Origin of the sequence: Polaromonas sp. A23, from assembly GCF_002001015.1 — a bacterium.
Classification (GTDB): domain Bacteria; phylum Pseudomonadota; class Gammaproteobacteria; order Burkholderiales; family Burkholderiaceae_C; genus Polaromonas.
The window spans coordinates 129,569-149,386 of record NZ_MUNO01000045.1 but is presented as its reverse complement, the minus strand read 5'-3'; the positions used below and the strand labels follow the sequence as shown (position 1 = coordinate 149,386).

Sequence of the window (19,818 nt, the reverse complement as noted above, 5' to 3'; positions counted from 1 at the left end):
AGGCCGCCGGTAGTGTTATCCGAGGTATTGAGCGTGGATGAGGTGCGCAGCCGTCGCATCGCTCTGACATCGTATTGCTTTCACCGCATAGGCTTGCCCGTCGGGGGTTGGGGCAAGTTGTCAGTCCAGTTTCGCCCCAGCAATTCGCGCTTGCCGGGCTTGCCGTTCCAGATGTCGGCATCCGGCAATGGAAGGATCGTGCGGACGAGGGGGCGCCAACCGGGCGCTCGAGCGAGTTCGGCGTTCAGTATTATGAAATCACGCTGGTCCGGCGGCACATCGTCCTCACCGAAGATCGCGTCGGCGGGACACTCTGGAACGCAGACCCCACAGTCGATGCATTCGTCCGGCGCGATGACCAGCATGTTGGGGCCTTCGCGGAAGCAATCCACAGGACACACGTCCACGCAGTCCGTGTATTTACATCGGATGCAGTTTTCGGTGACCACGTATGTCATGGGATCAGGGTGAACTGAACTACCAAGATGATTGTGGATGCCAAGCCACTGCATTAGTGTGGCAAGTCGTCAACTTCGTCGCCACTGAGTGTGATTATTCAGTCCCAAAATGAGCACGCAGTGCCATCTTCAACGAACTGACGTTGATCGGACGCTGATCCACACTTAGGCAGTGTTGCTCAATCACGCTGACGCATTCTTCAACAAATATCTGAGCAAATTTGTCGAAATTTAGCTCGCTCCAGGATTCGCTTTGGCCGGAGCAATTGTCGCTATTTTGCTTGAACTCCGTCGCTTGGTTTGCAAGCGCCTTCACTCGTTGACTCGTAGGTAGAGTTGTTTGCATTGACGCCTCCAAGTATTCGTTGAATGCCAGCCACGCTCCATAAAGTCAGGATGAAAAACCTCACCGGCCTTCGAGGGTTTTGCGCGGAATGCATGAGAACGGGGGTGCGGACGACGGTGATGCCTGACCTGACTCAGACCACACCCTCGTAAAAAATCTTCCATCCATTGCGCTGGCGCTGCCAATACTGACGCAGGGTGCGCCCTGACTTCGCCCCGGCTATGACCTCTCCGAACGTGGCAATCATGATCTCGGCATCGTCGCCTGAGCGAACAAGGGAGATGTCACTGAGCTGGACGACGCGCCCCCTGACGCGTATTGTCTCGTTTTCCAAAACGGTGCTGTAAGCACGCAGGTTCTTACCATCCGCGAGGAAATCGGGGGCATAGTAGGCCATGAGCTTGGGCTGCTCGGCTGTGGATTTGGCGGTCGCCCATGAGCGCAACCGCTCCTCGAATGCTGTTTTCTCGGACGCCAGGCTTTCGCTCCGCACCCAGTGAAGTTTTTTGGCAATCGCCACCGGGGTGGTGCGAATCTCCACGGTCTTGATGATGCGTTGGAGGTCGGGGTTCGCGACAGCGACACAGCCATCGGTGGCCCGCGGCGCCCGGGAGAACTGGTTCGCCGGGGTGCCATGCAGCCAAATGCCGCTGCCCGTCTTGCCTCGTCGTACGTCCAGCGCGTTGGGGTAGTTGATGGGGAGCGCACCGACCCCATACAGGTCCTTCAAGGTTCTCGGATCCAGGTTGCTGGTGATGAAGTAGGTCCCGATAGGCGTGCGCTGGTCGCCTTCTACGCTCTTGTCGACGCCGGCTTTGCCCACAGACATGTAGTAGTCCGCGACCAACCTGACACCACTGCTGGAGTTCTCGAAGAGGTAAAGCCGGGCGTTTGACACGTCAATGGCGATGGCGTGCTTGTTGCGCGGGGAGAGGCCAACAAACTGAGATGGCACCGAACCAAATGGGGGGCGCTCCCTCACGGCAGTAACGCGAAGCTGCGATTCCGCGCGAAGATCGTCCAGTGTCTTGTGGGCGGCCTGGGGCAGTTCCGCCGGAATGTCTCCAAGCATTCGCACCGGCTTCACTCGTGCCGAGAGGAGATCGCCGTAAACCAGTTGGGCCAGCTGAAATGTCGGATAGTCCTTGACCAGCTTTTCAGATGCCTCCAGCGCCGCACGCGCTCCGCCGACGCCCATCAACCGATAAACTTCCAAGAGGCGAGCTTCTGCATCAAGTTGCCCGCTGCGTGCGCGCGTCTGGATGGGGGTTGACGGCGTCGTCGCTCCAGCGGTACTGCTCCAAGCGGGCCCGACTGCGACCGACAGCCATGCCGCCATGCACACCGTGACATTCCGGAGGATCGGTTTTACGAAGGGTAGCTGGTTGCGAGTCATAAATCAGAGAGGTTCTGTGGCGTCGTGTCGTCCTTTGAATGCGCGGGCGCTCATGCCTCGGCAAGCAATTCTTCGATCAGCTTTTCGAGCTCGCCGAAGTTCGGCTGGCCAACGTACCTCTTGACGATCTGACCGCGCTTGTTCACGACAAAGGTCGTCGGTGTGACCTTCACATCGCCCCAGGCCTTCGCCACTGCACCGGTGTTGTCCAGGGCGACGGCGAACGGCAGCTTGCGAGTGCTGGCGAAGTTGACAACATAGGCCGGCGGGTCGTAGCTCATGGCGACCGCAAGCGTCTCGTACCCACGCGAGTGGTACTTCTCATAGGTCCGCACGATCATCGGCATCTCTGCCACACAGGTGGTGCAGCTCGTGGCCCAGAAGTTGACCAAGGTGACCTTCCCGCGAAAGTCATTGGCTGTCCTCGATGATCCGTCGAGAAGAACAAACGTGGCTTGAGGCGCTTCGCCGGAACTTGTGCTGTAAAGCAGCCCGGCGCCAAGCAACGCGGCAACCGCGGCAACCGCGGCCATCGTGGCGATCAGTTTTCTCATGCTCATTTTTTGACGACCCGGTCTGCTGCGCTTCGGCATTCTAGGCAGCACCACCTCCTGCGGACCGAATACCCCATGGTCGCGCTGCTCGCAAGTTTCCTGACTTGACCTTGTACCGACTTTATAGTTTCCAATTAGGGGCTTTGCGAAAACCGCGCACTTCCGAACTCCTATGAAACGACGACTTCTTGCTGCATCTCTTTTGACTCCCATGGCCGTGTGGATGGTGCCTGCGGCTGCCCAGGACCGCCCCGTGGAAGGCCGCAGCTATCTGGTCCTGCAGTCTCGGCAACCCACGCGCGACGCGGGCAAGGTGGAGGTGCTGGAGTTCTTCGCCTACAGCTGCGGGCACTGCAACACCTTCGAACCCATGATCGACGCATGGCAGAAGAAGCTGCCGCGCGACGTTCTGTTCCGCCGTATCCCCGTGGCGTTTCGGGAGGACCTCGTGATCCACCAGAAGCTGTACTTCGCGATCGAGGCGATGGGTTTGGTGGAGCAGCTGCACCCGAAGGTGTTCGCAGCCCTTCACGCCGAACGCAAGAAGCTCGACACGCCCGATCAGATCGGAACCTTCGTTGCGGCCCATGGCGTGGACCGTGCACGGTTCCTGCAGACGATGGATTCCTTCGGTGTCACGGCGAAAGTGAAGCAGGCCACCGCGCTGGCGACCGGCTACGCGATCGAAGGCACGCCGTCGATCGGTGTGAATGGCCGCTGGCTCACGTCCGGTTCGCTGGCCGGAGCGAATGCCAAATCCCTGTCGGTGACCGAGTACCTGCTGGATTTAGCGCGCAAGGGCGGATAGTGGACGACGACGACGAATTTGCCGCGATGGACCTTGCGTCCAGCAATGCGCAGGACCGCAGGATCCTGTGGTACGTGCTGCTGATCAACCTGGCCCAGAGCGCGCTGGGAATGGGTGTGGGCGTGTGGGCGTCTTCAACCGCGTTGATCGGCGCCGCGCTGGACAACCTGGCGGACGCGTCGGTGTACGCGGTGGGCATCTACGCGGTTGGCCGTAGCGTGCGCGCCAAGGTGATAGCGGCCCGTCTGTCCGGGTGGTTGCTGATTGGCCTGTCGATCCTGCTGGTCGGCGAGGTGATCCGCAGGTTCATGGGTTCGGAAGCGCCTATCGGGCCGGCCATGATGGCGATGGCCGCGGTGAATGCGGCGATCAATGTGTTCTGCCTGCGCCTGCTCAAGCGGCACAAGGGCGAAGACGTCAATTTCAAGGCATCCGCCATCTTCACGAGCAACGACTCGATCGTGAACATGGCGATCCTCGTCAGCGGCTTGCTCGTTCTGTGGCTGGGATCGAATCTTCCGGACCTCATCCTGGGCATCGTCTCGGCCCTGTTTGCGGCTAATGGCGGCAGGGAAATCCTCGAACACGCACGCAAGGCTTCACGCGAGTCAGCTGCGTCCAGCTCTGAGCAAACCGCCCACCGCACCGAATGAGCGAAGGCCGAATGGCCAACGGAGCCAGCTTGACTCTGAAGCGACTACAAGGTGTATCGTGACCTCATCGAGATAAATGGAGAGTCAAGCGATGGATTCCAGCAATACAAAATCGTGCGGTACCGCCGCATGTGAATCGCTGGCCAGCGATCCCCTGGTCGGCTCGGCGCGGCCAGCGACCGACACCGTCTTCTACATCGAGAAGATGGATTGTCCGAGCGAAGAGCGCCAGCTCCGGCAGCGCTTGGGGCAGATTGCCGGGGTCGAAGCACTTGGGTTCGACCTGCAGCAGCATCGACTGACCGTGACTCACCGGCTCGACGACCTGTCAGTTGTGACCTCGGCGCTCGTGGAGCTCGGACTTCCGCCTGGGCGGCAGGAAGAAGTGCGCACGGAAGCCTTCCACGTTCCTCGCATGGACTGCAAGAACGAAGTCGCGCAAATCCGCGCCAGCCTTGGACAGGTTGCCGGTGTCGAGGACTTGCACTTCGACCTCGCGCAGCGTGTCTTGACGGTCGAGCATCGCTTGCCCGATTCCATTGCGGTCATGGATGCGCTCGCGGCCTTGGGGATGCCCGCGACGCTGCGCCAGCCAGGCGAACCGGCAATCCGATCCACCTTCCACGTGCCGAAGATGGATTGCCGCAACGAGGAGCGTCAAGTGCGCGAGGCCTTGCAAGGCACGGCCGGTATCGAGGAGTTGGAATTCGACCTGCCGCAGCGCCGGCTGACCGTCGTGCACCGGTTGCCCGACACAGCTCCAATCCTGCGGGTGCTGACGGAGATTGGCATGCCGCCGGGGGACGCGCAGATACCGACGCCAACGCACGGTGGATCCGCAGGTGCAACTCTGCGCACCGACACGTTCCGCATCGAAAAGATGGATTGCCCCACGGAAGAGGGCCTGATCCGCAAGCGACTGGGCTCGCTCGAGGGGATCGATGGCCTCGATTTCAATTTGATGCAGCGCAAGCTGACTGTGCGGCACACATTGCCGTCGACCGAGACCATCGTCACCGCGCTGAAGGACATCGGCTTGCCGCCCGCCGAGGCAGTTGCCTCTACCCCTGGCGGCGCGCAGCGCAGCATCTATCGGATCGAGAACATGGATTGCCCCACGGAGGAAGGCCTGATCCGCGAGAAGCTGCAGAACATGCCGGGTGTCCAGTCGCTGGACTTCAATCTGATGCAGCGCAAGCTGACTGTGTCGCACACGGCGCCGGCCGCCGACCTGGAGTCTGCGCTGCACTCGATCGGCATGAAGGCCGTGCCGGATGGAGGCAGCCCCGCCATCGAGGAGTCTCCCAGACCCTCGGTCAGCAAGCGGCAGTGGGGCTTGATGGCCGTCTCCGGCCTGAGCGCCGCCGTGGCCGAAGCCATTGCATTCAGCACGGGGAATGACTCTGCCTGGCCAGTGATCGGCCTTGCGCTGGTATCCATCGCTACCGGCGGCTGGCCCACCTACAAAAAGGGCTGGCTGGCCCTCAAGAGCGGCATCCTCAACATCAACGCGCTGATGTCGATCGCGGTGACCGGTGCGATCTTGATCGGCCAGTGGCCCGAGGCGGCAATGGTAATGTTCCTGTTCGCCCTGGCCGAGGTGATCGAGGTGCTGTCGCTGGACCGCGCCCGCAACGCGATCCGGGGTCTGCTGGCAATGGCGCCGGAGCAAGCCACCGTGCAGCAACCCGATAGCAGCTGGCTGGAGGTGCCAGCCAAGACAGTGGCCGTGGGGCAACTCGTTCGCATCCGGCCAGGCGAACGCATTCCGCTGGACGGCATCCTGGAAAGCGGCCAGTCGGCGGTCAACCAGGCGCCCATCACGGGTGAGAGCATCCCGGTGGCCAAAGGTGCCGGTGATACGGTGTTCGCCGGGACGATCAACGAAACCGGCTCCTTCGTCTATCGCGTGACGGCCGAGGCCACGCACTCCACGCTGGCGCGCATCATCAAGGCGGTCGAAGAGGCCCAGGGTAGCCGCGCGCCCACCCAGCGCTTCATCGACCAGTTCGCCAAGGTCTACACCCCCGCGGTCTTTGCGGTGGCGATGGCAGTCATGCTGGTGCCGCCCCTTTTCCTCGGGGGCGCGTGGATGGACTGGGTCTACAAGGCGCTGGTGATGCTGGTCATCGCCTGCCCCTGCGCCCTCGTGATTTCCACGCCGGTCACGGTGGTGAGCGGCCTTGCGGCGGCGGCGCGCCGCGGCATCTTGATCAAGGGGGGTGCGTACCTGGAACAGGGTCGCCTGCTCAAGTCGCTCGCGCTGGACAAAACGGGAACGATCACGCAGGGCAAGCCTGTCGTCACCGATGTCGTGACACTCGGGTCCGATGAGAACGAGGCACTGCGCCTGGCGGCGAGCCTGGCCGCGCGTTCCGACCATCCTGTCTCGGGCGCTGTCGCCACCTACTGGCGCGAAAAGCATGGTCAGGCGCTGGGTGAAGCGGACGATTTCGAATCGCTCACCGGACGCGGTGTCAAGGGTCGGGTTGGCGGACAGTGGTACTACCTCGGCAGTCACAGGTTGCTGCAGGAACTGGGGATCGGCAGCGCGGCCGCTGAAGCCGCGCTGAAGAAGCTCGAGGGGGAGGGCAAGACCGCCATAGCTATCGCCAGCCAGAACGAGGCTTTGGCCGTCATCGGGGTAGCGGACACCGTGCGCGACTCCAGTCGGGAGGCGATCGGCGAACTACACGCCCTGGGCGTGCGCACGGTCATGCTCACCGGCGACAACCAGCAGACGGCCAGCGTGATCGCACGCGACGTGGGCATCGACGACGCGCGTGGCGGGCTGCTGCCGGAAGACAAGCTCAAGGCCATCGACGCCGAACTGGCCGCGCACGGCACGGTGGGGATGGTTGGCGATGGCATCAATGACGCACCGGCGCTCGCCAAGTCCAGCATCGGCTTCGCTATGGGGGCGGCGGGTACCGACACCGCGATCGAGACGGCCGACGTGGCGCTGATGGACGACGACCTGCGCAAGATCCCGCAGTTCATTCGCCTCAGCCGCAAGACGGGGGCGATCCTGAAGCAGAACATCGTGCTGGCGCTGGGCATCAAGGCAGTCTTCCTGGTGCTGGCGCTGACGGGCACCGCGACCCTGTGGATGGCGGTGTTCGCGGACATGGGAGCAAGCCTGCTGGTGGTGTTCAACGGCCTGCGGCTGCTGAAAACGCGCGGCGCCTGAGCGCGATGGGCGCTGGCGACATGGGACTCTTGCGGCATTGGGTGTATGACTGGGGCGGTCTCAACACCCAACTGATGCTGTGGACCAACCGATCCGTGTCGGCGGACTGGATCGGCGTGGCTCGCGCGCTCTCCGCAATCGGCAGCTATTGGGGCGCGCCAATCATGGGTCTGCTTCTGCTGGGCTGGCGAGCGGTCAAGCGCTGTGAGCCCGCGGCTCTGGCACCGTTCCGGTTTGGGGTCGGTGTCCTGGTCGCCATGCTCCTGGCCTGGACGGCCAAGGCCACGTTTTCGCTACCGCGGCCGTCTGACCTTTATGCCAACGATATGGCGTGGGTGCTTGGCGCGCCCGACAGCCTTCATGCGTTTCCCAGCGGCCATGCTGTCTATACCGCAGCCGTTGTAGCTTGCCTCTGGCCACTGGGTCCATGGCCGTTCCGGTTGCTTCTGCTCGCACTCGCTGCAGCCGTCGGCTGGTCCCGCGTGGCACTGGGCGCGCATTTCCCGGCGGATGTTGTGGCCGGCTTCCTGCTCGGCGCCGCCTGCGTTGCAGCGACCCATGGTTGGGCCGTGTCGTTGAAGCGAGCAGTCGACGAGTGGCGGGCTACGCGATGAGGTTCGGATTCGCCGCAGCGCTGCGCCTTGCGAGCCGCATCGACACCGTCAATCGCCAGATGGCGTTCGCGGTGCGCTGGGGCCTGCTGGCCAATGCCGTCCTCATCGCCGGCAATGCGTTCAGCCGCAAGCTGTTGGGCGTGGCGTCTTCAAGCATGTACGACGTGCAGCCGCATTTCTTCGCGGCGGCGGTGCTTCTGATGGCCGCCTTTGCGCTGCAGCGCGATGAGCATGTGCGCGTCGACGTCTTCTCGGGATGGCTCGGGCCACGGGGCATGGCCTGGCTTGACTTGGTGGGGGTTATCGTCGTGCTGCTGCCGCTCTGCGTGGTCGCTGTCTGGGTGACTGCTCCGGAGTTCGCGCGGTCCTTCGCCAGCGGCGAAACGCGCGGTAGCCGCGAAAGCCTGAGCACATTTCCCGCGTGGATCATGAAGGGGATGATCCCCCTGGGATTCCTCTCGCTGGGCTCCCAGGGCATCGCCGAAGCCGTGCGCTGCATCGCCTTCCTCGCCGGTGTCCTGCCAGCCCGGCGCGGCGCACAAACCGTGTTGCATGGCGGCCGTCCATGAGTCCCGAACTCATCGCGCCCGTCATGTTCGGCACTCTGGTGGTCGTGCTGCTGGCCGGGTTCCCCGTCGCCTTCTCCCTGGCGGCGGTTGCTGCGGTGTTCGGCATGGCGGGCGTTCTCAGCGGACAGTTCACAGCGCCGTTTCTGATGAACATGCCGCTGCGGGTGCAGGGCGTTTTCAACAGCGACAACTTCCTGGCGATTCCCATGTTCGTGCTGATGGGCCTGATCCTGGAGCGAACCGGGATCGCTGAGGACACCCTCGTTGCCCTCGGCCGCCTGTTCCGAAAGCAGCCCGGCGGCTTGCTGGTGGCCACCCTCATCGTGGGATCCATGCTGTCCGCCATTACCGGGTTCGTGTCGGCCTCGGTCATTGCCATGGGCCTGATAGCGCTACCGACCATGCTCAAGGCGGGTTACGACCCCAAGCTGGCCACCGGCTCGATCGCGGCCGCCGGCACGCTGGCGCAGATGCTGCCGCCTAGCCTGGTGCTCATCGTGCTGGCCGAGCAGGTCGAGGTACCGCTGGTGGAGATATTCCACGCGGCCCTGCTGCCCAGCGCCATGCTGGTCGGTCTCTACCTGGTGTACGTCGTCGTCGCAACCCGGTGGCGCCCCGGTTTGGCGCCGCCCTTGATAGATGCCACCACCTCCTCCTTTTCGAACGCGTGGAAGGAGGCTGCGGTGGCGGCCGGTTTTCCATTGATGCTCATCCTGGCAATCCTGGCGTCGATCTTCTTCGGCGTCGCCACCCCGACCGAAGGCGGTGCGGTGGGCGTATGCGCCGCGCTGCTGATCGGGCTGGCCAAGCGCCGCCTGAGCCGTCAGCGGCTGACCGAAGCGCTCACCAACGCAGGCGTCTTGTGTTCCAGCGTGATCTTCCTGCTGCTGGGTGCATCCTTCTTCATGCTGGTGTTTCGAGGTTTCAACGGGCAGGCCTGGATCGAACAACTCTTCGGCCACCTGCCGCAGGGACAGCTGCCCTTCCTGCTGTTCGTGTGTATCGGCATCTTCTTGCTCGGATTCTTTCTCGACTTCTTCGAGATCGCCTTCATCGTCGTGCCCCTGATCGCGCCGGTGGCCCGCAAGCTCGGCATCGACATGGTCTGGTTCACCGTCATCGTGGCGGTGGTCCTGCAGACCTCTTTCATGCACCCGCCGTTCGGCATCGCGCTGTACAACCTGCGCAGCGTGGCACCGCCGGAAGTTCGAACGTCCGACATCTACCTCGGCGCCATCCCGTTTCTAATACTGCAGATGGTGATGGTGGGCATCCTCGTGGCGTTCCCCGGAATCGCCAGCACACCGCCGCCGGCGGCCACGCTGACAGATAAGCAGGTCGAAGACGCGTTGAAAGCGCCGCCCGAAGTGGCACCAGAACCGCCCCCAGACCCCATTCCCACCAAGTGAATATGCATCCACATCGACAAGCTCCCTGGTTCTCGCTCGCCTTTGTTGTTCTCGCCGCCGACCAGGCCGCCAAAAGCACCATCGACGCCACCACGCCCCTGGGTTGGTCCTATCCGGTCACGGCGTTCTTCAACTTGGTCCATGTCCTGAATCCGGGTGCAGCCTTCAGTTTCCTTGCCGGCGCGGGCGGGTGGCAGCGCTGGTTCTTCCTGGCCATTGCGATCGCGGCTTCCGCCTGGTTGATCTGGATGTTGCGGCAACCTCGGCCGCGCAGCGAGTCGCTGGCCTTCAGTCTGATCCTGGGGGGCGCGCTGGGAAATGCCTTTGATCGAGCCCTGCGCGGACAGGTCATCGACTACCTGGATTTCCATCTCGCCGGATGGCATTGGCCAGCGTTCAATGTGGCAGACATCGCCATCACATTGGGCGCGGCTTGCCTGGTGCTTGCATCGTTCACCGCTTCGAAGCAACCGCAGGCGCAGGAGAAGGCATGAGCAACTCCAGCGCTCGCAAGCTTCGCCGAATGTCGAACGGGCCGCAGGACGCGAAGGTGGAGCGCAAGCGAGTCGCGCTGGTGGTCGGGATCTTCATGCTGCTCGCCGCGCCGACCGTATTTCTTGTGCAGTCCAAGTCCTATCCCGTACCCAGCCCCTTCAAGCTGATCGACATCACCGGAGCGGGTTATGCGGGCGACTTCCTCTTGCCCGATCACAATGGCGTGACGCGCAGCCTCAAGGACTTCAACGGCGAAGTAGCCGTCGTCTTCTTCGGCTTCACGCAGTGCCCGGACGTCTGCCCAACCACCTTGACCGAAATTGTGCAGGCCAAGAAGCTGATGGGCCCGGACGGGGCCAGGCTGAAGGCAATCTTCGTGACCGTTGACCCGGAGCGCGACACCTCGCAAGTGCTGAAGACCTACCTGGCCAATTTCGATCCCGCCTTCGTAGCGCTGCGGCCAGAGCCGGGCCAGCTTGAACAAGTGGCAAAAGAATTCAAGCTCCACATCCGAAAGAATCCGGGGCAGTCGCCCAGTTCGTACACGATGGACCATACGGCGGCCAGCTTCGTCTATGACCCGCGTGGCCGACTGCGGCTGTATGCGCGGTATGGCGTTGGCGCCGAGGCACTGGCCGCCGATGCCAAGCTGCTTCTGGGTGGTGCGTGATGCAGGCCCTGGTTGATGAATTCACGGGCAGTCGCCGTCGGCGCTGGATGCTTGCGCTGGGCCTGCCGGCTGCGGCCGGGCTGGGCCTGTTCGCATACCTCTACTCCAATCGGCCGGCCGGAAGCGCCAGCGTGAGCGCTCTGCCGCTTGTGATGCGCGCGCAGCCTGTGCCGCTGCCGGACCTGAGAGTGCTGGATGGCACGGGGCGGCCGGTCGATCTCTCGAGTTTCAGGGGGAAGGTGGTCCTGCTGAATATCTGGGCCACGTGGTGCCCGCCGTGCCGCCAGGAAATGCCTTCCTTGGACCGGCTGCAGGCGCAGTTGGGTGGTGGCGAATTCCAGGTCGTCGCGCTCTCCATGGACGCAGGCGCCAAGGCATTGGACCAGGTCAAGTCCTTCTATGCGTCGGTGGGAATCAAACATCTGGCTGTCTACCTGGACGCGGATGCGGCCGCGATCTTCACGCTCAAGGCGGTCAGCGTGCCCACAACCTTGCTGCTGGACCGGCAAGGCCGTGAACTGGGCCGCATGAGCGGAACCGCGGAATGGGACAGCCCGCAGATCGTCGAGGCTCTGCAGGCGCTGTCGGGCGCGCGGGGGAAGTGATGGCTATGACACCCTACCAATTGACGGAAGACGAACTTCGACAGGAGCAGCGCAAGGTGCATTGGCGCAGCGGCGCAGCGGCGGTCGTCTGTGCAGTGACGTACGGACTTGCTTACCTGTTTCTACCGAACTTGCTGCACTTCCCGGACGACCTCGATTCGGCATTGACGTTCGGAGCGGGTGCCAGCCTCTTCATCGTCCTGTGGATCATGGTCGGCATCGGCCTGGTCTCGCGCGGCAGACGGCTTTCCGCGCAGGACATTCGCGGCTCGGCCTACGGTCAGCCGAGCCTGCGGATCGCGGTGTATGCGGCCTTCCTGCAGAACACGCTGGAGCAGGCCACGGTCACGATCATCTTGCTGCTGGCCGTCCTTCTGCTGCTAAGGGGCCAGGCAATGCCGTTTGTTGGCGCATCCGTGGTGCTCTTCGCCGTGGGCCGGGTGGCGTTCCTGCGCGGATACCCGGACGGGGCGGGGGCGCGCGCGTTTGGCATGGCCTTGACTGCCCTGCCGAGCGTAGTGGCCTTTGTCGCGGCGGTGGCCGCGGTCATCACCCGCATCTTGCGATGAGTAAGCCAACTACATCGGCGCTGGCACCGGCGACGCCCAACTCTACAGGCACTTCAAGGTTCAGCGCTACACTTCGGGGTTGGAAAGGCCTTCCCATGAAGATCGGCGAACTCGCGAAAGTGACCCAGACCCAGGCGGAAACCATCCGCTTCTACGAGCGCGAGGGTTTGTTGAAGGAGCCCCCTCGCAGCGACGGAAACTACCGGCTCTACGGGCACGAGCACCTGGAGCGGCTCGGTTTCATCCGGCACTGCCGCTCGCTCGACATGACGCTCGATGAAATCCGCGCGCTGCTTCGATTCCAGGATGCGCCCCGCGAGAACTGTCATGCCGTCAACGACGTTCTGGACGAGCACATCGAGCACGTGGCTCAGCGCATCCGCGACCTGAAAGAACTCCAAAGGGAGCTCAAGTCGCTTCGACTGCAATGTGATGGCGTGGCGGCCGAATGCGGCGTCCTGGATGGCCTGAAGCAAGTCACCGTCCGAAAGTCCACGGGTCAAGGGGTGCACTCGGTCGGGCACCGGCGGCCCCCGCAGGGACCGCGCAGCCCGAAGCCAGCGCATTGAAGTCGTTGGAACCGGACGGCCTCGCTTGGGCTGGGCGCGCTTGGATCGCCCCCGGGGTAGGCGTGTTCCGTGGAAGCGTCGGCGCACACGACTGGCACCAGCACCTTGCCCACCAGATCACGGTGGGCCTGGAAGGGGTCGTCGAGGTGGAGACCCCGGCCGGTCGCCTGCAAGATCAGGCACTGGCGATTCCGGCCGGGACGCGTCATAGGCTCGGCGGCGGCGCGGTGCTTTCGATCTACCTGGATGCGCTCGCACCCGAGGCGACGGCGCTGCGATTGCGCCCGCACCAACCCGCTGTGGCGCTCGATCCCGACATGGCCCGGCGGCTGCTGGACGTCGCGAATGCAGACGACCTGGCGACCGTTCAAAGCATCTTCCGGCCGGACCCGCCGCATGCTGCAGACAAGCGACTGGAAGCGGTCGTGCGCGAACTTCGAGCCTGCAGGGGAGAGACCGACAGGCGCAGCCTGGCGGCGATGGTTCATCTGTCGCCCGAGCGCTTTTCGCACTGGTTCGTGGAGCAGACGGGCCTGCCCCTTCGCAGCTACCTGAAGTGGGTGCGCCTGATCGAGACGCTGCGGCAGCTTGCGGCAGGAGGCAGTCTTACCGATGCCGCCCATCTGGCCGGGTTCTCCGACTCGGCCCATCTGAGCCGGACGTTCCGAGCCACGTTGGGAAGCAGCCCGGCGAACCTGCTGAGACAAGTCGCGCTTTCCGGCGCGATCGACTGATTCGTTCAAGCCGCAAGCGCGGCGCGCCTCTATCGTCGGCACCCATCAGAACCAAGGTACCGACATGAAGCAACTCGCACAATCAGTCCTGCGCTGGGGTAGCTATCCGCTGGTATTCGGCGGTTCGGCACTGGCCATTGTCTACACGCTCTATGCCGGCATGCCGTACTGGCCCATCGTGCCCGCGATCTCGCTAGCCGGCGTGCTCGCCGTTGCGTTCCTCGAGCGATTCCGGCCCTTCCGCGCGGCCTGGCTGGTGGACCACGGCGATACCCACACCGACATCGCGCACACTGTTGTCAACCTCGCGGTCATCCAGCTGACCGCCGTGTGGATCGCCAGACTGGGCGACTTCGTGCCGTCGGAGTGGCGCCTGTTTCCCGTGCAGTGGCCCTTGTGGACCCAGTTGCTGCTCGTGGCTGCCGTGTTCGACCTCGGTCTCTATGCCGTGCATCGCGTCAGCCATGCCGTGCCCTGGCTTTGGCGCCTGCATGCGCCGCACCACAGTGCCGAGCGCCTGTACTGGCTCAACGGCGAGCGGCGGCATCCGTTGCATGCCGCACTGATGGCGGCGCCTGGACTGACCGTCCTGTTCGCGATGGGCACTCCCTCGGAGCTTGTCGCGGCCTGGCTAGCGATCCTGGTCGTTCACTTGACATTCCAGCACTCCAACCTGGACTACAGCCTTGGACCCATGCGACACGTGATCGGGGTTGCCGAGACGCATCGTTGGCACCATAAGCGGGACTTCGAAGACGCGCAGGTGAACTTCGGCGAGTTCTTCATGATCTGGGACAGGGCCATGGGGACCTACTTTGACAGCAGGGACCAGCTGGGCGACGAGGCGGTGGGCCTGCGAGAAAAGGACTATCCGCGGGACTACTGGGGCCAGCTGCTGCATCCGCTCAAGCGCGCGGCTACCGCCGATGTCATTTCCCCGAAGTAACGCGGATGGAGGGTGCGGGTTGATCAACAGAGGGTGCAGATCAGCTGGCACGCCGCGATTGAGTCGAAGCCGGGCCACGACAATTCCGATCAATCCAAGTCGCTGGCACTGGACTGACCGCCCCCGCTAGGAGACTGAGCGCGGTTGCGCTGCGATTGCGCTGCGGTACGCCAGGATGGGTCGTTCTCGGCGGCGCTGCCGGGCAATCTGCTGCCCTGATGTTCTCAGGAGTGTGCAGCTTGTCTACCAACGAATCCGATGATCCTCGGAAGTCCGGCGCGGGGGTCCCGCCCCTAACCACCGCTGCGCCGGCCTTCTTCCGCATCGCCGACGTGATGCGCATCACCGCCTTGAGCCGCGCCACGGTGTACCGCCGGATCGCCGACGGGATTTTTCCGCCGCCGGTGCATTTGGGTGGGCGGGCATGTGGCTGGACGCCGGCAGCGCTCCAGGCGTGGATCAACGATCCCGGCGGCTACCGCGCGCCCCGCTCGCCGCATGATGACCATGCCGACGTGACCCCAGCATCGCCAGGGGCGGGGAGGGTGGCAGATGCCCTACAGCGAGGCAGGCGTCAGCCGTCGAGCAGGGCCGCATCGAGCCGCTCGCCGAGCTTGCGCCAGGCTTCGCGTTTCTCGTCGGCGTAGTCGTGGTGCAGGTAGTGCCGGCGCACCTTGCTGCCTGGCATGACGTGGTTCTGGCAACGGTCGATGACATCCAGGCTGACGCCGAGCGCCTGCATCATCGTGGCCGCGGTGCGGCGCAGATCATGCGGGGTCCATTCCCCGTTCTCGCCTTTGGACAGCACCAGCGTGTCGTCGTTTCGGCGGTTCTTGAGCGGCTTGCGGTTCTTGAAGCGCATCTGTCTGTCGCCGACCTGCTTGGAAACGGTCTTGACGTCGATGTGACCCTCTTTCTGGCGAGCGGGGAAGCACCACTCGCTTTTGCCTTCACCTTCGCCGGTGAGCCCATGCAGTTCCTTGAAGTGACGCAGTGCGAAGTCCGACAGGTAGACCTGCCACTCCACGCGCGTCTTAGTGTTCTCGCGCGGAACGAACCAGGTGCCGGATTCGAGGTCGATGTGCTCCCATCGGGCCATCAGCAGCTCACCGATGCGGCAGGCCGTGCCGAGGCAGAGCCACAAGGCCAGTTGCGTTTCGCGCTGCAGCGGGCGATCGGCGCTACGCCGGTTCTCCGCCATTTCGTACTGCGCAAACGTGGTGTCGAAGATGTCGCGCAACTCGCGGATTTCGGCAGGCTTGAGGACACGCTCACGGATGACGGGTTCGTAGCCATTGGGAACCACCTGCTTGGTCTCGACCAGCTCGGCCGGATTGCCCTCGCTGAGCAGCGCTTTCCAGGGCTGGCGCTTGATCGCCCAACGGTACATTTGCCTAATCTCGGACAGCATGCGTTCAGCCGTGCGCCCACGGCCACGGCTGCGACCGACCTTGCGCAGCGCGTCGCGCAGCTCAATGTCGGTAATGCCGCGTACCGGCTTGTTTCCGAGGCGGGACAGGATGTCCTTATCGAACGTGCGGCGCAGTTCGGCGTTGCCGTCGGAGCGCTGCACGCCGTTCTCGAGCCAGGCATCGAACAGGTCGTTCAGGGTGGATGCCTCGCGTTTGCGCTGGATCTCCGCGGCGATGAGGGCCTCGCGCTGAGCGGACTGCTCGGCCTCGCGCTCCATCATCGCCACACGCGGGTCGGCGCCGGAGGCGATGCGGGCGCGCTCCTCGGAGGCGGCTTCGCGGGCCTTGGCGAGCGACACGTCGGCGGCGTTGCCCAAGGCCAGTTTCTGGCGCTTGCCGTTGAAGCCGTAGACCAGCATCCACGACTTGTAGCCAGTTGGCAGGACACGCAGGAACAACCCGCCACCGTCGGCCATCAGGCGTTCTTTGTCTGTTGCTTTGGCGGTCTTGACCGCCCGATCTGTCAATTGAAAGTGAGCCATCCTGTGCTTCTTGGTGAAGGGGGTCGCAAGGGGTGGCCGGGCAGTTGTTCCCACGCTCCGATGTCGATCCACGACCCCCGGCAATATGGGAACAGAATAGCTCAAAAACGGGTTCCGTGGGAACAGCGTGGGAACACTTTGCACGCGCTTGAAAAATTCGACTTCAGATCGCTTGAGGCAGCGCGAGACAATAAAGTCTTTTATAAACAAGGACTTGTAGTTGTGTCGCTGGATTCATAGCGTCTCAGGCTGTCGCACTAAGTTGGTGCAGTTTTGTCATTTTACGGCCTGTCACGCCGGGGGTCGCGGGTTCGAGTCCCGTCCACTCCGCCAAATTGATGAAGGTTAGCAGGTACATATCTGCTGACCTTTTTTCATTTCTGCGCCATATTCCCTGAGCGCCACATGTCCGGTCCCCGTGATGAACAGCGCCGGGTCGACTCCCAAGCATTTTCGCCGGGGGATCGTGGACGCAGCGAGGCACTTTTCAGCCGAAGTTGTGGCGCGAATACGGTCTGTCCCGCCGTTGCTTCGCTGCGTTTATTGCGGGGGTGATCCGCGCTGCTCCGCCCATGGTGGACGCCGATGTTCGCTGCCATGCCCGCATCCATAGCTCCAGACGGTCTGTACTGCGCCAGTACTGCAACCCGGAAGTAGCGAGACAAGATGAAAGTGATGGATTCGTGCCCAGGGCAAGGCGCAAGCCGCAGCGAAGGCTGGCCGCCTTCGCAAGGATTGCAACGCCGCCATGGGTACGAAGACGCGCTTTCATGTTTCGATACTTCCGGGTTGCAGTACTAGGGGGTTTTGCAAATCTTGACTGCGGGAGATCGATGGGTGCTGCCGCTTACTCGCGCGTCCCAACAATAAACATGCGGTTGCTCTTTATCTAAAAATGTAATTGAGAATCATTCTTATTTCAATTAAGATTATGGAGATTTGATTTTTACCTTCTGACTTTTCTCCCGTCTTCATATCTCTCTCAAACAATAAAAGGACATGCGCATCATGCTCACCGGGTATCACCCTCGTCTCCCAGTCTTTACCTCGCGTTTTTTGCCGCATCCGCCGTTCGGCCTCGTTAATCTGTTGGCCCCTGCCAGGCGCGTGGCTGTGGTGGGGCTGCTGGGTATCAGTTGTCTGGGCGAGGCGCAGGCGCAGGCGCAGGCAGTGCGACCTGTCACTGAAGAGGCGGTGGAAAGTGTCAAGACAGAGGGTTCCAAAACTCTCTCCGAGGTAATCGTCCGCGAACAACGGGCGGACGGTCTTCCGGCGCCTTATGCCGGTGGGCAGGCGGCACGGGGGGCGCGGCTCGGCTTGCTGGGCAATACGGACATCATGAAAACGCCCTTCAGTGTCAGCAGCTACACCGCGCAAATGATTCAGGACCGGCAGGCGGGCACGGTTGCGGACGTTTTGGCCGCAGATTCGTCCGTGCGCTCGACGGGTCAAACGGGCGGTCTGCTGGATGCATTTTTTATCCGCGGCTTCCCGATTGGCGAGGGGAATGTGGGCGAGATCGCATTTGACGGACAGTACGGGGTCGCGCCTAACTACCGGCTCTTTACCGACTACATTGAGCGCGTGGAGGTCCTGAAGGGCCCCGGCGCCCTCTTGTATGGCATGTCACCGAACAGTGGCATCGGGGGCGTGATCAATGTGGTTCCAAAGCGGGCGCTGAAGACCGACCTGACGCGTTTTACGGCTGACTATGCTTCTGGTCCACAGGGCGGAGGCCATCTCGATGTGAGCCGCCGCTTTGGTGCGGACCGCCAGTTCGGTGTGCGCGTCAATGCCGGGCATCAGCAGGGCGACACCGCCGTGGATAAACAATCTCGCAAGGCGAGTGTGGGTGCGGCCGCGCTGGACTTCCAGGGCGAGCGGCTTTCCGCGTCGCTGGACCTCATCAGCCAGGTGGAGCGTTTTGACGCGCCGTCGCGTCCATTCCTGTTGCCTGCTGCAAGTGTGGTGCCCGCGGCGCCTGATGGCAGGCGCAATGTTACGCAGGCATGGGAATGGTCCAAGGTCGAGGACCAGTCGGCCTTGCTGCGTGCGGAATACGAACTCAGCGACAAGCTGACGGTGTTTGCGAACGCGGGGGGAGGGAAAACAACCGTGGCGCGGCTTTTCGGCACGTCCAACATCCTCAATGCCGCGGGCGACACCAGCACGGTGCCGGCCTATTTCAGGTTCGACATTGACCGCGCCACCGCTGATACCGGCGTGCGTGCCCGCTTTGATACAGCAGCCATACGGCATGCGGTGACCTTGCAGGTCAGCAGTTACCGGGACCGCCTGGACCGCGGCTCCACCAACGGTACAGCTGTGCTCTCCAACATCTATTCGCCGGTTGAGCGGGCCGCGCAGAATGTCGCGCCACCTGCCCAGGTTTCGAAGATCTCCGAGACCACCCTGAGCGGCGCGGCGCTCAGCGATACCTTGTCGATGCTTGACGACCGTGTACTGCTCACCATCGGCGCGCGCCAGCAACGCGTCAAATCCGATAACTTCAATCCAGCCACAGGCGCGCTTGCATCGACTTATGAAAAGTCCGCGGTCACTCCTTTGGCGGGCCTGGTCGTCAAGCCCTGGCAAAACGTTTCCCTTTATGCAAATTACATCGAAGGCTTGAGCAAGGGTGACGTGGCGCCGCAGACAGCCTCCAATGCCGGAGTGGTCTTCGCCCCCTACAAGTCCAGGCAGCATGAGATCGGGGTCAAGTTTGATCATGGCGCGTTGATTACCACTGCCAGCCTGTTCCAGATCGAAAAACCCAGCGGGCAACTGACCGGGAACGTGTTTGCGGTCGATGCCGAGCAGCGCAACCGTGGCCTGGAGTTGAATATGCTCGGCCAAGCCACGCCGGGCATCCGCTTGCTGGGCGGCGTCACCTTGATCGATGCCAAGCTGACGCGGACAAACAGCGCTGCAACGCTGGGCAAGACACCGGTCGGAGTTCCTGCGGTGCAAGCCAATCTAGGCGCGGAATGGGACACCTCCTGGGTGGGTGGGCTCACCCTGACCGCCGGCGCGTTCTACACAGGCGAACAGAGCGTCAACCAGGCCAACACGCAAGAGATCCCGGCGTGGACACGCATTGATCTGGGTGCGCGCTACACCACCAAGATTTCCGGAAAACAGACTGTTTTCCGCGCCAGCCTGCAGAACGCATTCAACAAGGCCTATTGGTCGGGCGTCGCTTCGTATGGCGCCTTTGTCCAGGGCGCGCCGCGTACGCTGCTGATGTCGGCGGCGGTGGACTTCTAACGGCTTTTCCAA

20 protein-coding genes are annotated in these 19,818 nt (G+C 62.9%); 15 read left to right on the top strand and 5 right to left on the bottom strand.

All coding sequences use genetic code 11. The features are described 5' to 3' along the window. Positions 1-80 precede the first annotated feature (80 nt). The 4 genes from fdxA to B0B52_RS19920 all read right to left on the bottom strand — a co-directional run bounded on the left by fdxA (position 81) and on the right by B0B52_RS19920 (position 2,754). Positions 81-458 carry a ferredoxin FdxA gene (gene fdxA / locus B0B52_RS19935; RefSeq protein WP_077595416.1) on the bottom strand — a complete coding sequence of 126 codons (378 nt, stop codon included), beginning with the start codon at positions 456-458 and terminating at the stop codon, positions 81-83. Between the two features lie 94 nt (positions 459-552). Next, positions 553-804, bottom strand: a complete 252-nt coding sequence (locus B0B52_RS19930) for a hypothetical protein (RefSeq protein WP_139352033.1) — start codon at positions 802-804, stop codon at positions 553-555. 133 nt (positions 805-937) lie between these two features. Beyond that, entirely contained in the window at positions 938-2,200 is a 1,263-nt protein-coding gene (locus tag B0B52_RS19925; protein ID WP_077595414.1) for a L,D-transpeptidase family protein, read from the bottom strand. Positions 2,201-2,250: 50 nt separating this feature from the next. Further along, complete coding sequence (locus B0B52_RS19920) at positions 2,251-2,754, bottom strand: TlpA disulfide reductase family protein (protein WP_174575511.1); 504 nt, start codon at positions 2,752-2,754, stop codon at positions 2,251-2,253. Between the two features lie 211 nt (positions 2,755-2,965). Between B0B52_RS19920 and B0B52_RS19915 the strand changes: the two genes are divergently transcribed. The 14 genes from B0B52_RS19915 (at position 2,966) to B0B52_RS22860 (ending at position 15,232) form a co-directional block, all read left to right on the top strand. Then, complete coding sequence (locus B0B52_RS19915) at positions 2,966-3,562, top strand: thiol:disulfide interchange protein DsbA/DsbL (RefSeq protein ID WP_254425783.1); 597 nt, start codon at positions 2,966-2,968, stop codon at positions 3,560-3,562. A gap of 26 nt (positions 3,563-3,588) precedes the next feature. Further along, positions 3,589-4,215: a cation transporter gene (locus B0B52_RS19910; RefSeq protein ID WP_077595614.1), complete on the top strand. Its 627-nt coding sequence runs from the start codon at positions 3,589-3,591 to the stop codon at positions 4,213-4,215. Positions 4,216-4,306: 91 nt separating this feature from the next. Beyond that, a complete protein-coding gene (locus B0B52_RS19905; protein ID WP_371327415.1) occupies positions 4,307-7,405 on the top strand; it encodes a heavy metal translocating P-type ATPase in 3,099 nt (1,032 codons plus the stop codon). Positions 7,406-7,410: 5 nt separating this feature from the next. Continuing rightward, positions 7,411-8,019, top strand: a complete 609-nt coding sequence (locus B0B52_RS19900; RefSeq protein ID WP_077595411.1) for a phosphatase PAP2 family protein — start codon at positions 7,411-7,413, stop codon at positions 8,017-8,019. Then, positions 8,016-8,588, top strand: a complete 573-nt coding sequence (locus B0B52_RS19895) for a TRAP transporter small permease subunit (RefSeq protein ID WP_077595410.1) — start codon at positions 8,016-8,018, stop codon at positions 8,586-8,588. The genes B0B52_RS19900 and B0B52_RS19895 overlap by 4 nt, the downstream gene beginning before the upstream one ends. Beyond that, positions 8,585-9,997 (top strand): TRAP transporter large permease subunit, encoded by a 1,413-nt coding sequence (locus B0B52_RS19890; protein WP_077595409.1) that lies wholly within the window; start codon positions 8,585-8,587, stop codon positions 9,995-9,997. The genes B0B52_RS19895 and B0B52_RS19890 overlap by 4 nt, the downstream gene beginning before the upstream one ends. 2 nt (positions 9,998-9,999) lie before the next feature. After that, positions 10,000-10,491: a signal peptidase II gene (gene lspA, locus B0B52_RS19885; protein ID WP_077595408.1), complete on the top strand. Its 492-nt coding sequence runs from the start codon at positions 10,000-10,002 to the stop codon at positions 10,489-10,491. Continuing rightward, positions 10,488-11,162, top strand: a complete 675-nt coding sequence (locus B0B52_RS19880) for an SCO family protein (protein ID WP_254425782.1) — start codon at positions 10,488-10,490, stop codon at positions 11,160-11,162. The genes lspA and B0B52_RS19880 overlap by 4 nt, the downstream gene beginning before the upstream one ends. Next, positions 11,162-11,767, top strand: a complete 606-nt coding sequence (locus B0B52_RS19875; protein ID WP_077595407.1) for a TlpA disulfide reductase family protein — start codon at positions 11,162-11,164, stop codon at positions 11,765-11,767. Before B0B52_RS19880 ends, B0B52_RS19875 begins: the two co-directional genes overlap by 1 nt. Before the next feature lie 5 nt (positions 11,768-11,772). Beyond that, positions 11,773-12,336 carry an MAPEG family protein gene (locus B0B52_RS19870; RefSeq protein WP_077595406.1) on the top strand — a complete coding sequence of 188 codons (564 nt, stop codon included), beginning with the start codon at positions 11,773-11,775 and terminating at the stop codon, positions 12,334-12,336. A gap of 95 nt (positions 12,337-12,431) precedes the next feature. Next, positions 12,432-12,905, top strand: coding sequence for a Cd(II)/Pb(II)-responsive transcriptional regulator (gene cadR / locus B0B52_RS19865; protein ID WP_077595405.1), 474 nt, complete (start codon positions 12,432-12,434; stop codon positions 12,903-12,905). A 62-nt stretch (positions 12,906-12,967) separates the two neighbouring features. Beyond that, positions 12,968-13,639, top strand: coding sequence for a helix-turn-helix transcriptional regulator (locus B0B52_RS19860; RefSeq protein WP_168173596.1), 672 nt, complete (start codon positions 12,968-12,970; stop codon positions 13,637-13,639). Positions 13,640-13,703: 64 nt separating this feature from the next. Continuing rightward, a complete protein-coding gene (locus B0B52_RS19855) occupies positions 13,704-14,585 on the top strand; it encodes a sterol desaturase family protein (RefSeq protein WP_077595403.1) in 882 nt (293 codons plus the stop codon). Between the two features lie 218 nt (positions 14,586-14,803). Next, positions 14,804-15,232 carry an AlpA family phage regulatory protein gene (locus B0B52_RS22860; RefSeq protein WP_077595402.1) on the top strand — a complete coding sequence of 143 codons (429 nt, stop codon included), beginning with the start codon at positions 14,804-14,806 and terminating at the stop codon, positions 15,230-15,232. Here B0B52_RS22860 and B0B52_RS19845 read toward each other — a convergent pair. Beyond that, positions 15,160-16,539, bottom strand: a complete 1,380-nt coding sequence (locus B0B52_RS19845) for a site-specific integrase (protein WP_077595401.1) — start codon at positions 16,537-16,539, stop codon at positions 15,160-15,162. The two genes, B0B52_RS22860 and B0B52_RS19845, sit on opposite strands and share 73 nt — an antisense overlap. Before the next feature lie 999 nt (positions 16,540-17,538). On the opposite strand from B0B52_RS19845, the gene B0B52_RS19840 reads away from it, so the two are divergent. Beyond that, a complete protein-coding gene (locus tag B0B52_RS19840) occupies positions 17,539-19,806 on the top strand; it encodes a TonB-dependent siderophore receptor (protein WP_077595400.1) in 2,268 nt (755 codons plus the stop codon). The last annotated feature ends 12 nt before the right edge of the window (positions 19,807-19,818 follow it).

Excerpts from the sequence above, each read along its gene's own strand:
- cadR (WP_077595405.1), top strand. The coding sequence starts at position 12,432 with ATGAAGATCGGCGAACTCGCGAAAGTGACCCAGACCCAGGCGGAAACC.
- B0B52_RS19925 (WP_077595414.1), bottom strand. The coding sequence starts at position 2,200 with ATGACTCGCAACCAGCTACCCTTCGTAAAACCGATCCTCCGGAATGTC.
- B0B52_RS22860 (WP_077595402.1), top strand. The coding sequence starts at position 14,804 with ATGTTCTCAGGAGTGTGCAGCTTGTCTACCAACGAATCCGATGATCCT.
- B0B52_RS19875 (WP_077595407.1), top strand. The coding sequence starts at position 11,162 with ATGCAGGCCCTGGTTGATGAATTCACGGGCAGTCGCCGTCGGCGCTGG.
- B0B52_RS19840 (WP_077595400.1), top strand. The coding sequence starts at position 17,539 with ATGCGCATCATGCTCACCGGGTATCACCCTCGTCTCCCAGTCTTTACC.
- B0B52_RS19845 (WP_077595401.1), bottom strand. The coding sequence starts at position 16,539 with ATGGCTCACTTTCAATTGACAGATCGGGCGGTCAAGACCGCCAAAGCA.
- B0B52_RS19855 (WP_077595403.1), top strand. The coding sequence starts at position 13,704 with ATGAAGCAACTCGCACAATCAGTCCTGCGCTGGGGTAGCTATCCGCTG.
- B0B52_RS19900 (WP_077595411.1), top strand. The coding sequence starts at position 7,411 with ATGGGCGCTGGCGACATGGGACTCTTGCGGCATTGGGTGTATGACTGG.
- B0B52_RS19880 (WP_254425782.1), top strand. The coding sequence starts at position 10,488 with ATGAGCAACTCCAGCGCTCGCAAGCTTCGCCGAATGTCGAACGGGCCG.
- B0B52_RS19890 (WP_077595409.1), top strand. The coding sequence starts at position 8,585 with ATGAGTCCCGAACTCATCGCGCCCGTCATGTTCGGCACTCTGGTGGTC.
- fdxA (WP_077595416.1), bottom strand. The coding sequence starts at position 458 with ATGACATACGTGGTCACCGAAAACTGCATCCGATGTAAATACACGGAC.
- B0B52_RS19905 (WP_371327415.1), top strand. The coding sequence starts at position 4,307 with ATGGATTCCAGCAATACAAAATCGTGCGGTACCGCCGCATGTGAATCG.
- B0B52_RS19920 (WP_174575511.1), bottom strand. The coding sequence starts at position 2,754 with ATGAGAAAACTGATCGCCACGATGGCCGCGGTTGCCGCGGTTGCCGCG.
- lspA (WP_077595408.1), top strand. The coding sequence starts at position 10,000 with ATGCATCCACATCGACAAGCTCCCTGGTTCTCGCTCGCCTTTGTTGTT.
- B0B52_RS19895 (WP_077595410.1), top strand. The coding sequence starts at position 8,016 with ATGAGGTTCGGATTCGCCGCAGCGCTGCGCCTTGCGAGCCGCATCGAC.
- B0B52_RS19910 (WP_077595614.1), top strand. The coding sequence starts at position 3,589 with ATGGACCTTGCGTCCAGCAATGCGCAGGACCGCAGGATCCTGTGGTAC.
- B0B52_RS19870 (WP_077595406.1), top strand. The coding sequence starts at position 11,773 with ATGACACCCTACCAATTGACGGAAGACGAACTTCGACAGGAGCAGCGC.
- B0B52_RS19930 (WP_139352033.1), bottom strand. The coding sequence starts at position 804 with ATGCAAACAACTCTACCTACGAGTCAACGAGTGAAGGCGCTTGCAAAC.
- B0B52_RS19915 (WP_254425783.1), top strand. The coding sequence starts at position 2,966 with ATGGCCGTGTGGATGGTGCCTGCGGCTGCCCAGGACCGCCCCGTGGAA.